Origin of the sequence: Pseudomonas sp. BS3782 TE3695, from assembly GCF_050435305.1 — a bacterium.
Classification (GTDB): domain Bacteria; phylum Pseudomonadota; class Gammaproteobacteria; order Pseudomonadales; family Pseudomonadaceae; genus Aquipseudomonas.
The window spans coordinates 3,425,342-3,437,781 of the sequence record NZ_JBNDKB010000001.1; the positions used below are offsets into that span (position 1 = coordinate 3,425,342).

Genomic DNA, 12,440 nt, shown 5'->3' on the forward strand with positions numbered 1-12,440 from the left:
GCCTGCGGCAGCTCCTACGGATTTGTGTACGGCTTCGATTCCACGGGTGTACCCGGTCGGCGTAGGAGCTGCCGAAGGCTGCGATCTTTTGATCTTTGGGTGGCAGTTGGATCAGCACCTTAAGCCCTGACGCAAAGCGATGTCACCTGTTGCGGTAGCCGGAGTTTGCGTTGTTTGTCAGACTGCTATCGCGAGCAGGCTCGCTCTCACACGGATTTGTCGATCACGAATGCTGTGTACGGGAAGACTTCGAAATGGAGGCCACCGCCATGACCCTGAAACCTCAGGCTTCGCACTTTACCCACGACCACCTGTTTCTAGGGGCCGCCCACGATGAAAACGCCCGCCGCACATTGTGGGTGGTGGCGCTGACATTCGTGATGATGATTGGCGAAATTGCCGCCGGTTACATCACCGGTTCCATGGCACTGCTGGCGGACGGTTTTCATATGGCGACCCACGCCGGGGCCTTGGGCATTGCCGCGGTGGCTTACGGTTTTGCCAGGCGGCATGCCAACAATTCGCGCTTCAGCTTCGGTACCGGCAAGGTCGGGGACTTGGCAGGATTCACTTCAGCCATAGTGCTGGGTCTGGTAGCGCTCGGCATCGCTGGCGAATCCATCGTGCGACTGTTTCAACCGACCACGGTGGCTTTCACCGAAGCGACGGTGATTGCAGTGGTGGGGCTGGCAGTGAACATCGTCAGTGCGTTTCTGCTATCGGGCAATCATGAACATCACGACCATGATCACAATCATGCCCACGCTCACCATCACGACAACAACCTGCGTTCGGCGTATCGACATGTACTGGCCGATGCGTTGACCTCGGTGCTGGCCATCGTGGCTTTGTTGGCCGGGCGCTACCTGGGCTGGGTCTGGCTCGATCCGGTAATGGGCATCGTCGGTGCCATCGTGATCGCGAGATGGGCTTATGGCTTGATGCGTGACAGCGCCGCCGTGTTACTCGACACCACCGATGAGCACGTCGCCGCCGAAATTCGGGTGCTGCTCGAGTCGACGGGCGATGTTCGCATCAGTGACCTTCACGTCTGGCAAGTCGGCCCTCAGGCGCGGGCCGCGATTGTCAGCGTCGTGGCCGTGGCAGGTGTCAATGCCGATGCCATTCGCGAACGTCTGGCGCCGGTTCATGAGTTGTCTCACCTGACGGTCGAGCATCGCCACGCTTGAAGTGTCTTTCAGGCAAAAAGCGGAATGCGCCCATTAAGGGAAGGACGGTAGTGCCAGATCAACCGGTCCAAAGCAGGTTGCATCGCCAGGATCTCAGCCAGCGTCGCACGGGAAATGCTTAAGGCCAACACCTGCCCCGGACATTGATGACGCCCCGCGCCGAACGTGAAGCTGCGACGGTTCGGGCGGTCGAGCAAAAAACAATCGGGATCGTCATTAAGCTGCGAATCACGATTGGCCGAGGCCAGCAGCACCAGGATAACGTCGCCGGTGTTCAGGCTCACACCGTCGATTTCACACGGTGCGGCGACGAAGCGACGGGTGTTTTGCACTGACGGGTCGAAGCGCTGGACTTCAGCGATAAGGTCGTCAACTTGAGCCGAATCCAACTGTGGGTTTCGAATCAATGCCAATAGCGCATTGCCGATCAGCCCGGCAGTCGCTTCATAGGTCTGGGAGCACAATCCGATCAGGTTGGCGATCAAGGTTTCAACATCGGTCGATGTCGCCGCGAAACGCTGCCGGATACCGGCGAGCAGGGGGCTTCGATTGTTCGAGTCGTCCAGAAGCTCAATGAAATAACCCTTCAGCTGTTCCGCCGCGACATGGGCGGTGTCCAGTTGTGCCTGATCGCTGAGGGGCGACAGGCAGGCGACGAAGTCTGCGGTCAGCTCGCTAATGGCCCGGCCCTGAGCCGGAGAAAACCCCAGCAACGCCGCCACTACGCAGACCGGCCCGCGAAACATCGCCGCGTACAATCCGTCGGCGCCTGGTGGGATAAACCGAGCACCGACCAATGCATTGACCTCGTTCACATCAATCAGCGCCAGCCCCGGCTCAATCGCCGCCCTCGGGCAACGCTGCCGCTCGCCTTCATTCATCCGCATCAACTGACCGAACACCTTGCCGGCCATGCCTTGAGCAATCGCCTTGGGCACCGGCTCGTGGGTTGGCCGCACATGACAGTGCGGGTGCGCCAGCACGGCGGCAACGGCTCGGGCACTGCTTGCCACCCACAGTTTCAGTCCCTGATGAAAAACCAGCCCACCCTCGGCGCGCAGTTGCGCGTAGTAAGGGTAGGGATCGGCGTGAGTCGCAGCGATGATCGGGTCCATGGGCGCAGCCTTATTGGTGGTTGAAAAGTGTTGCTACTATCTCCAGTCCAAAAGGACCTTGATTCGTCCGGGAGCGAAATATGAACGCGGAACAACACGACATCGGCGTCTCTCAAGTGGCTGCCGCCATTGCGGAACCTGCCCGAACGAAAATCCTCTGTTCGCTGATGGACGGCCACGCCCGCACCAGCACCGAGCTGGCGGCGGTTGCCGAAGTCAGCGCCTCCACCGCTAGCGCGCACTTGGCAAAACTCAAGGAGTTGGCGCTGGTACGTTTGCACGTTCAAGGCCGTCACCGTTATTACAGCCTCGCGGACAAGCGCGTGGCCCAGGCGCTGGAAGCGCTGATGGTGATCGGCCAGAACGCCGCGCCGACGTTCAACCCGCGCACCCCCGATCGCCTGCAATTCGCCCGCACCTGCTATGACCACATGGCCGGCACGCTGGCGGTATTGCTGCATGACCGGATGATCGAAGCGGGGTGGTTGCTGGAAACCGATGAGCAGGTTTATCGACTGAGCGACAGCGGTGAGGCGTTGTTCAAAGGATTGTGCATCGATGTCAAAGACCTCGGTGCCTTGCGCCGTCGCTTCGCCTGCCCGTGCCTGGACTGGAGCATGCGTCGGCCGCACCTGGGCGGTGCCTTGGGCGCGGCATTCCTGCAAACGGCGATCAAGCGCAAATGGGTGACGCAGGACCTGGACAGTCGGGCGCTGGCGTTGACGGCGCTGGGGCGTAAGGAACTCAGTAGCCGTTTCGCCATGGAACTGCCGGTTCAAGCCGCGACAGCACAACCTGCATTCACCGAGACCCGACGCCGCGCGATCGCCAACCCCGCGGCTTAACGACTCGATGACGCCATGAGCACGCCAAAGCCGGCGAAGGTCACGCCCGAGACTTTCGCCGCCAGCCAGGAACCCTTCGGGCTCGACAACCAGCCTTTGGCGGCATTGGCGAGCAAGGCATAGCTGCCATGCACCAGAATCACCAGTACACCGTAAGAAGCGACCAGTTTGAGGAACTGGGTGTAGAAGTGCGCTGAGGTGTCGATGAATTGCGGGAACACCGCCAGAAAGAAAAACACCGCCTTGGGGTTCAACAGCTGCATCGAAGCCGCTTCAAGGAAGCGATAGCCAGGGCTTGAGGGGCGCGTTTCAAGCAGCGTACTGAAACGATCCGAGCGCCAGCTTTTGTAGCCCAGGTACAACAAATAGGCGGCCCCTGCATATTTCAGCGCGGCAAAGGCGTTCGCGGAGGTGCTGAGTATCAGCCCGACACTGGTGGCGCTGATGGCGGCGACGACAAACGCCCCCGACGCGATCCCCAGAATGCCTGGCACGGCCCCGGTCCAACCGTGTCGCACCGCGTTCGACAGGGTCAGGACCACGCCTGGCCCCGGGCTCAAAATGGTCAGGGTGGCGAAAAGTACAAAGAGTCCATAGCTGTTCATGTCTTGCTCCGTCGGTGGCGCTGGCTGCGTATTGGCAGATTGGCGTGACGAAACGAGCATGACAAACGCTTTAATTACAGCGCATAGATGACTAAATTAGACCCATGAAAAATCAACTACCGCCGCTTAATGCTGTTCGCGCCTTCGCCGTTGCTGCTCGTCATCAGAGTTTCAGGCTGGCGGCCGAAGAGCTGCATGTCAGCCACAGTGCCGTCAGTCGGCACATCAAGTTGCTTGAGGACTATTTGGGCGTGCTGCTGTTCGAGCGGCGCATTCGTCAATCGGTGCTGACGCCGGCCGGCCAGCGCTTTTATGAACAGGTCAGCGCCGGGCTGTCGCAGATCGCCAATGCTGCCACTGCGCTCAAGCAACATGCCGCGCTGCCTACCGTGAAGATTAATGTCCGTCCGTCCTTTGCCGTGCTTTGGCTGACGCCCAGGCTGGCGGACTTCATTGCGCAGCACCCGGACATCAAGCCGCAGGTGATCACTCAAACCCAGGCACCCGATCAGGCACGCGACGGGTTCGATGTCGTCATTCGCCGGGGTCGTGACGATTGGGCACCAGCGATTGAGGCGCGACCGCTCTTCGAAGACGAACTGTTACTGGTCGCGGCGCCCTCGCTGATCGAGCGCCTGCCACTTGAAGACCTCTCTTCGCTGAGCCGGCACACGTTACTGACCGCCAAGGCGCGTCGCGAAGACTGGCACCATTGGGCGATGCACTTTGGTCAAAGTCTGTCAGCCACTCAGGTCACCCGGCAGTTCGATCACATGCACCTGGTGCTTCAGGCCGCCGGGGAGGGGCAGGGCATTGCCTTGTGCCCGACCTCTTTGCTGGGCTCCCATCTTTTGAGCGGACAGTTGATCTGCCCATTGCCCAAGTTGCGCGTGCCGTTGCCGCGCTATTACTACGGTGTTGCGCCAGACGTGACGGCGCAGACCCGGGTGTTTGTAGAGTGGTTGTTTGCCCGGATTGCTCAGGATGAGCTGCGTTGGCAAACACCTCGTGTGGTGATTGCTACGCCCTGAAGTCCCAGACTATTTCCACCACTCGCACTGCCAGGATCATGTAAACCAGAAACAGAATGATCTGGAACGCCGTGTGATACGGCAACCGGGACAGCCGACGCAGGCCGTCGCTGATATTGAGCAGCATCAGCACCGCTGACAGCAGGATCAACCCCCAACCGGCGAGGTTTGAGGTGAGAACCCCCATGAACAAGTACTGATCGCTGTGCAACGCGTTGGTACCCGCCGCGAACAGCAAGGCGCACACCAGCAGGTTCTTGATGTTGTCGAATACTTGCGCGGTGAAGTCGGTGTCCAGCAAGGCCAGATACTTTCGCCAGAGTTTTCCCATGGTTTTAATGACACCCGTTGATCACTGTTGGACGTGGCAAGTGTACTGACCTTTTCCACGATTCGCGGACGAAAAAAAGCCCGGCCTTCAATGTGATGGCCGGGCTTTTATGTTCAAGCGGACAGTCGCGTCAAACTTTGACGATCCAGCCTGCTGGCGCTTCGACGTCGCCGGTCTGTACTCCGGTCAGCTCTTTGTAGAGCTTCTGGGTGATCGGGCCGACTTCGGTCTCGCTGTGGAACACGTGCAGTTTGTCGTTGTAGCTGATGCCACCGATTGGCGTGATCACCGCGGCAGTACCGCAGGCACCGGCTTCCTTGAAGTCGGACAGCTTGTCGATGAACACGTCACCTTCGACCACTTCCAGGCCCAGACGGGTTTTGGCCAGCTCGATCAACGACAGACGAGTGATGCCCGGCAACACCGAAGGGGAATTCGGGGTGACGAATTTGTTGTCGTGGGTGATCCCGAAGAAGTTGGCCGAGCCGACTTCTTCGATTTTGGTGTGGGTCAGCGGATCCAGATAGATGCAGTCGGCGAAGTGCGCCTTCTTGGCTTGGGAGCCCGGCATCAGGCTGGCGGCGTAGTTGCCACCGACCTTGGCTGCGCCGGTGCCTTGTGGGGCGGCGCGGTCGTAGCTGGAGATCAGGAAGTTGTGCGGGGTCAAACCGCCCTTGAAGTAGGCGCCGACCGGGATGCAGAAGATCGAGAAGATGAACTCGGGCGCGGTGCGCACACCGATGTTGTCACCCACGCCGATCACGAACGGGCGCAGGTACAGCGCGCCGCCGGTGCCATAAGGCGGGATGAAACGCTCGTTGGCGCGTACCACTTCCTTGCACGCTTCGACGAACTGCTCGGTGGACACCTGCGGCATCAGCAGGCGTGCGCAGCTGCGTTGCATGCGTGCGGCATTCTGGTCCGGGCGGAACAGGTTGATCGAACCGTCCTTGCAGCGGTAGGCCTTCAGGCCTTCGAAGCACTGCTGGCCATAGTGAAGGGCAGTCGAGCCTTCGCTGATGTGCAGCACGTTGTCAGAGGTTAAGGTGCCTTTGTCCCACTCGCCATTACGCCAGTGCGACAGATAGCGCTTGTCTGTCTTGATGTAGTCAAAACCCAGCTTGTCCCAATTGATGCTTTCGTTACCCATGACACCCTCTATCACTTAACAACCGCCGAAACGGTTCAAGGCTTCTGACATTTTTCTGGATGGGGACAACAATACTTCATTCCGGGGCTATTTCGCAGCCCGGACTATCGGCTCGCTCATTAAATTTGCCGCCGATTACTTATCGTTCGAAATCCTGTGGCGAGGGAGCTTGCTCCCGCTCGGCTGCGAAGCAGTCGTAAATCCAGACAACACGGTGTGTCTGGAAGTTAGCAGAGGGCCGCTTCGCAGCCCAGCGGGAGCAAGCTCCCTCGCCACAGTTGACCGCGTTTACAGATGCAGCGCGTGGCCAAGGGCACGCAACGCCGCTTCCTGCACCGCCTCACCCAGCGTCGGATGCGCGTGGATGGTGCCGGCGATGTCTTCCAGTCGAGCGCCCATTTCCAGGCTCTGGCCAAACGCCGTCGACAACTCCGACACGCCCACACCCACCGCCTGCCAACCAACAATCACATGGTTGTCCCGCCGCGCCACGACCCGCACGAAGCCGCTTTTCGATTCCAGCGTCATCGCCCGGCCATTGGCGGCGAACGGGAAACTCGACACGATGCAGTCCAGCCCCGCAGCCTTGACCTCATCCGGGGTCTTGCCGACCACCACCAGTTCCGGGTCGGTGAAGCACACGGCAGCGATGGCGGTCGGATTGAATTCGCGGTGTTTGCCGCTGATCAGCTCGGCAACCATTTCACCCTGAGCCATGGCCCGGTGCGCGAGCATCGGTTCGCCGCTCAAGTCGCCGATGGCGTAGACGTTGCGCATGCTGGTCTGGCAGCGGTTGTCGATCTTGATCGCCGAACCGTTCATGTCCAGGTTCAAGGCTTCGAGGTTCCAGCCTTGAGTGTTGGGTTTGCGACCGACGGCTACCAGTACCTGATCGGTTTTCAGGTTCAAGGTGTCGCCATTCGGGTCAACAACTTGCAGTGTATTGCTAACAGAATCAAAGCCTTCAACGCTGTGCTTCAAGTAAAGCTTCACACCGAGTTGCTTGAGCGCTTCGTGTACCGGATGGGTCAGTTCGGCGTCGTAGGCCGGCAAGATGCGATCCTGCGCTTCGACCACGCTGACCTCGGCACCGAGCTTGCGATAGGCAATCCCCAGTTCCAGACCGATGTAACCGCCGCCGACCACAACCAAGTGTTTCGGCACGGACGTCGGTGCGAGGGCTTCGGTAGAAGAGATGATCGGCCCGCCAATCGGCAGCATCGGCAGGTTCACGCTTTTCGAACCGGTGGCCAGCACCAGGTGCTCGCACTGAATGCGCGTGTCGCCGACTTCGATGGTTTTGCCGTCAATCACTTTGGCCCAACCTTGAATGACCTGGACCTTGTGCTTCTTTAATAGCGCCGAAACGCCGGTGGTCAGGCGATCAACGATGCCGTCCTTCCACTCGACGCTCTTGCCGATGTCCAGGGTCGGCGCCGACACGCTGATGCCCAGCGCCGAGTGTTGGCTGTGATGTTGCGTCTGGTGAAACTGTTCGGCGACGTGAATCAACGCCTTCGACGGAATGCAGCCGATGTTCAGGCAGGTGCCGCCCAACGATTCGCCTTCCACCAGAATGGTCGAAATGCCCAGTTGACCGGCACGGATCGCCGTCACATAACCGCCAGGGCCGCCGCCGATGATTAGCAGCGTGGTGTTCAAAATCTGCATCTCTTACTCCACAAACAAGGTGGCGGGTTGTTCGAGCAAACCACGGATGGCCTGGATGAATTGCGCCGCGTCCATGCCATCGACCACGCGGTGATCGAAGGAGCTGGAGAGGTTCATCATCTTGCGAATCACGATCTGGCCTTTGACGACCATCGGCCGTTCGACGATTTTGTTGACGCCGACGATCGCCACTTCCGGCAGGTTCAACACCGGCGTGCTGACGATGCCGCCCAAGGCGCCGAGACTGGTCAGGGTGATGGTCGAACCGGACAACTCATCGCGACTGGCCTTGCCAGTGCGCGCGGCGGTGGCCAGACGGGAGATTTCCGCAGCGCTGTCCCACAGGCTGCGGGTTTCGGCATGACGCACCACCGGCACCATCAAACCGATGTCGGCTTGGGTGGCGACGCCCACATGCACCGCGCCGAGGCGGGTGATGAACTGGGCTTCGTCGTCGTAACGGGCGTTGATCTGCGGGAAGTCGCGCAGAGCCACGACCAGCGCGCGGACCAGGAACGGCAGCAGCGTCAGCTTGCCGCGAGTGGCACCGTGTTTTTCGTTCAGGTGTGCGCGCAGTTCTTCCACGGCGGTGACGTCGATTTCTTCGACATAACTGAAATGGGCGGCACGCTGAGTGGCGTCTTGCATGCGCTGGGCGATCTTGCGGCGCATGCCGATCACCGGGATTTGCTCTTCGTCGTTGCGCTGGGCGTAAGCGGCAGTGGCGGTCGATGCATTTGACTGACCCTGAGCCAGCCAGGCTTCGAGGTCTTCGTGCAGAATCCGACCGGCAGGGCCGCTGCCACGCACCAGACGCAATTGAATGCCGAGGTCCAGCGCATGTTTGCGCACGGCCGGGGAGGCCAGCGGGCGCTCATCGGCCTCGCGCGCAACCATAGGGCCTTGGCACGCGGCGGCCGGGCGAGGCGCTGCAATCGGTTTGTTTTCAACAACGGCTTCAACTTTTGGCGCTGCAGCGGGTGCTTCTTTAACCGCTACTGGCTGAGCCGACTCTTTAACGTTGCCCGCGCCTTCGACTTCGATGCTGATCAGAATGCTGCCCACCGCCATGACTTCGCCAGGCTGGCCGCCCAGTGCAATCACCTTGCCATGCACCGGGGACGGGATGTCGACCATCGCCTTGTCGGTCATGACATCGGCCAGCACCTGATCTTCGACGACCATGTCGCCGACCTTGACGTGCCACTGAGACAGTTCAACTTCTGCAATGCCTTCGCCAATGTCCGGCATTTTAATAACGTGCGTGCCCATTCAGACCTCCATAACCCGATGCAAAGCCGCGCCCACTCGGGACGGGCCAGGGAAATACGCCCACTCTTGCGCGTGCGGGTAGGGAGTGTCCCAACCGGTGACGCGTTCGATCGGCGCTTCCAGGTAGTGGAAGCAATGCTCTTGCACCAAGGCGACCAGTTCAGCGCCGAAGCCGCAAGTACGGGTCGCTTCGTGAACGATCACGCAACGGCCGGTTTTTTTCACCGACTTGACGATGGTGTCCAGGTCCAGCGGCCACAGGCTGCGCAGGTCGATGACCTCGGCGTCGATACCGGTTTCTTCAGCCGCCACTTGCGATACATAAACAGTGGTGCCGTAGGTCAGGATGGTCACGTCCTTGCCCGGACGGGCAATGGCAGCGACGTCCAGCGGCACGGTGTAGTAACCGTCCGGCACTTGTGCGGCGGGGTGTTTCGACCACGGGGTTACCGGACGGTCGTGGTGGCCGTCGAACGGGCCGTTGTACAGGCGTTTTGGCTCGAGGAAGATCACCGGGTCATCGTTTTCGATGGAGGCGATCAGCAGGCCTTTGGCGTCGTAAGGATTGGACGGCATGACGGTACGCAAACCACAGACCTGGGTGAACATCGCCTCGATGCTCTGGCTGTGGGTCTGGCCGCCGTAGATGCCGCCGCCGCAGGGCATGCGCAGGGTCATCGGCGCAGTGAATTCGCCAGCCGAGCGATAACGCAGGCGGGCGGCTTCGGAAATGATCTGGTCCGACGCCGGGTAAACATAATCGGCGAACTGGATCTCGGCCACCGGCCGTAAACCGTAAGCGCCCATGCCCACAGCGACGCCGACGATGCCGCTTTCGGAGATCGGCGCATCGAACACCCGGGAGGTGCCGTACTTGTTCTGCAGCCCTTCGGTGCAACGGAACACGCCGCCGAAATAACCGACGTCCTGGCCGAACACCACGACGTTATCGTCACGCTCAAGCATCACATCCATGGCCGAGCGCAGGGCCTGGATCATGGTCATGGTGGTCGTGGTCATGGCGGTTTCCAACTCGATTTTGTTGTTGTGATCGTTCATGTCAGATCCCCAACTCTTGACGCTGGCGCTTCAAGTGCTCCGGCATCTCTTTGTAGACGTCTTCGAACATGGTCGCGGCGCTTGGAATCTGGCCGCCGGCGAGGGTGCCGTACTGCTCGGCTTCTTTCTGCGCGGCGATCACTTCGGCTTCCAGTTCGGCGCTGACCGCGACGTGTTCCTCTTCAGACCACTGACCGATTTTGATCAGGTGCTGCTTGAGGCGCGCAATCGGATCGCCCAACGGGAAGTGGCTCCAGTCGTCGGCAGGACGGTATTTGGACGGATCATCGGACGTCGAGTGCGGGCCGGCGCGGTAGGTGACCCATTCGATCATGGTCGGGCCGAGGTTGCGGCGGGCGCGTTCGGCGGCCCAGGAAGAGGCGGCGTACACCGCGACAAAATCGTTGCCATCGACCCGCAGGGAGGCGATGCCGCAACCGACGCCGCGTCCGGCGAAAGTAGTGGCTTCACCACCGGCAATCGCCTGGAATGTCGAGATCGCCCACTGGTTGTTGACCACGTTGAGGATCACCGGCGCACGGTAGACGTGGGCGAAGGTGAGGGCGGTGTGGAAGTCCGATTCAGCGGTAGCGCCGTCGCCGATCCAGGCCGAGGCGATTTTGGTGTCGCCCTTGATCGCCGAGGCCATGCCCCAGCCCACGCCCTGGACGAATTGAGTGGCGAGGTTGCCGGAGATGGTGAAGAAACCGGCGTCTTTGACCGAGTACATGATCGGCAACTGACGGCCCTTGAGCGGGTCGCGCTCGTTGGACAGCAGTTGGCAGATCAGGTCCACCAGCGGCACGTCGCGGGCCATCAGGATGCTTTGTTGACGGTAGGTGGGGAAGCACATGTCGTCGATGTTCAAGGCCAGGGCCTGGGCGCTGCCGATGGCTTCTTCGCCAAGGCTTTGCATGTAGAACGACATTTTTTTCTGACGCTGGGCGACCACCATGCGGTTGTCGAAAATCCGCGTCTTGAGCATGGCGCGCATGCCTTTACGCAGGATCTCGACGGGCACGCCTTCAGCCCATGGGCCGAGGGCATTGCCCTGATCGTCGAGCACGCGAATCAGGCCTTTGGCCAAGTCAGCCGTGTCGGCCGGTTCTACGTCGATTGGGGGTTTGCGCACCAAGCCTGCGTCAGTCAGATGCAGGTAGGAGAAGTCGGTTTTGCAGCCGGGGCGGCCCGAAGGTTCGGGAACGTGCAGGCGCAGCGGTTCGTACGCTTGGTTCATGGCTTCTACGCTCGATCTTGTGAATTTCTTGTAGTGAGCTGGCAGTCATTCTTCGGTAAAAGAATTCTTGTCCTACAACAATCATAGGCCGGGCCAAGAAGAATATTTCTCTCTGTTTCGTTGCGCTTGAGATCATTTGAGGATAAAAATTCTTCATAAACATAAAAAACAGGTGGTTTTGTCTCATGCGCAAACTGGACCGTACCGACATCGGCATTCTCAACAGCCTTCAGGAGAACGCGCGCATCACCAACGCCGACCTTGCGCGCTCGGTGAACCTGTCGCCGACACCGTGCTTCAATCGGGTCAAGGCGATGGAAGAATTAGGGCTGATTCGTGAGCAAGTGACCCTGCTGGATGCCGACCTGCTGGGGCTGCATGTGAATGTGTTCATTCACGTCAGTCTGGAGAAACAGGTGGAGGAGGCGTTGCAGCATTTCGAAGAGGCGATTTCGGATCGCCCGGAAGTGATGGAGTGCTATTTGATGGCCGGCGACCCGGATTACCTGATCCGCGTACTGGTGCCGACCATTCAGTCGCTGGAACGCTTCATGATGGATTTTTTGACCAAGGTGCCGGGGGTGGCGAACATCCGTTCGAGCTTTGCGCTCAAGCAGGTGCGGTATAAAACGGCGCTGCCGTTGCCGGCGAATGGGTTAACGTTGGCCAACTGAAGATCAAAAGATCGCAGGCTTCGCCAGCTCCTACATTGACCGTATGCACCGTGATCTTGCGGATGCATCACTACAAGACGGCGCTGCCGTTGCCGGCGAATGGGTTAACGTTGGCCAACTGAAGATCAAAAGATCGCAGGCTTCGCCAGCTCCTACATTGACCGTATGCACCATGATCTTGCGGATGCATCACTAAACGGCGCTGCCGTTGCCGGCCAAAGGGTTGACGTTGGCCAACTGAAGATCAAAAGATCGCAGGC

The 12,440-nt window shown here is 59.9% G+C and carries 12 protein-coding genes; 4 read left to right on the top strand and 8 right to left on the bottom strand.

Going from position 1 to position 12,440, the window contains the following annotated elements; all coding sequences use genetic code 11:
- Positions 1-269 precede the first annotated feature (269 nt).
- Entirely contained in the window at positions 270-1,190 is a 921-nt protein-coding gene (dmeF, locus tag ABH909_RS15620) for a CDF family Co(II)/Ni(II) efflux transporter DmeF (protein WP_429434663.1), read from the top strand.
- 8 nt (positions 1,191-1,198) lie between these two features.
- On the opposite strand, the gene ABH909_RS15625 is transcribed toward dmeF, so the two are convergent.
- Positions 1,199-2,305, bottom strand: coding sequence for a cytochrome P450 (locus ABH909_RS15625; RefSeq protein WP_429434666.1), 1,107 nt, complete (start codon positions 2,303-2,305; stop codon positions 1,199-1,201).
- A gap of 80 nt (positions 2,306-2,385) precedes the next feature.
- Here ABH909_RS15625 and ABH909_RS15630 point away from each other — a divergent pair, with 80 nt between their 5' ends.
- Entirely contained in the window at positions 2,386-3,150 is a 765-nt protein-coding gene (locus tag ABH909_RS15630) for an ArsR/SmtB family transcription factor (protein WP_429434669.1), read from the top strand.
- Here the strand turns inward: ABH909_RS15630 and ABH909_RS15635 are convergent.
- Positions 3,147-3,755: a LysE family translocator gene (locus ABH909_RS15635; RefSeq protein ID WP_429434672.1), complete on the bottom strand. Its 609-nt coding sequence runs from the start codon at positions 3,753-3,755 to the stop codon at positions 3,147-3,149. The genes ABH909_RS15630 and ABH909_RS15635 overlap by 4 nt on opposite strands.
- A 104-nt stretch (positions 3,756-3,859) precedes the next feature.
- Between ABH909_RS15635 and ABH909_RS15640 the strand changes: the two genes are divergently transcribed.
- Positions 3,860-4,786 (top strand): LysR substrate-binding domain-containing protein, encoded by a 927-nt coding sequence (locus tag ABH909_RS15640; protein ID WP_429434674.1) that lies wholly within the window; start codon positions 3,860-3,862, stop codon positions 4,784-4,786.
- Here ABH909_RS15640 and ABH909_RS15645 read toward each other — a convergent pair.
- From ABH909_RS15645 to ABH909_RS15670, 6 genes are all read right to left on the bottom strand, one after another.
- A complete protein-coding gene (locus ABH909_RS15645) occupies positions 4,776-5,117 on the bottom strand; it encodes a hypothetical protein (RefSeq protein ID WP_429434676.1) in 342 nt (113 codons plus the stop codon). The two genes, ABH909_RS15640 and ABH909_RS15645, sit on opposite strands and share 11 nt — an antisense overlap.
- Before the next feature lie 130 nt (positions 5,118-5,247).
- On the bottom strand, positions 5,248-6,267 hold the full coding sequence (locus ABH909_RS15650; RefSeq protein WP_427623586.1) for a branched-chain amino acid aminotransferase: 1,020 nt from the start codon (positions 6,265-6,267) through the stop codon (positions 5,248-5,250).
- 288 nt (positions 6,268-6,555) lie between these two features.
- Positions 6,556-7,938, bottom strand: a complete 1,383-nt coding sequence (gene lpdA, locus ABH909_RS15655) for a dihydrolipoyl dehydrogenase (protein WP_429434679.1) — start codon at positions 7,936-7,938, stop codon at positions 6,556-6,558.
- 3 nt (positions 7,939-7,941) lie between these two features.
- On the bottom strand, positions 7,942-9,210 hold the full coding sequence (locus ABH909_RS15660) for a dihydrolipoamide acetyltransferase family protein (protein WP_429434680.1): 1,269 nt from the start codon (positions 9,208-9,210) through the stop codon (positions 7,942-7,944).
- A complete protein-coding gene (locus tag ABH909_RS15665; protein ID WP_007895121.1) occupies positions 9,211-10,269 on the bottom strand; it encodes an alpha-ketoacid dehydrogenase subunit beta in 1,059 nt (352 codons plus the stop codon).
- 1 nt (position 10,270) lies between these two features.
- A complete protein-coding gene (locus tag ABH909_RS15670; protein ID WP_429434683.1) occupies positions 10,271-11,506 on the bottom strand; it encodes a 3-methyl-2-oxobutanoate dehydrogenase (2-methylpropanoyl-transferring) subunit alpha in 1,236 nt (411 codons plus the stop codon).
- A 185-nt stretch (positions 11,507-11,691) separates the two neighbouring features.
- Between ABH909_RS15670 and bkdR the strand changes: the two genes are divergently transcribed.
- A complete protein-coding gene (bkdR, locus tag ABH909_RS15675) occupies positions 11,692-12,180 on the top strand; it encodes a Bkd operon transcriptional regulator BkdR (protein WP_017339472.1) in 489 nt (162 codons plus the stop codon).
- Positions 12,181-12,440: the final 260 nt, after the last annotated feature.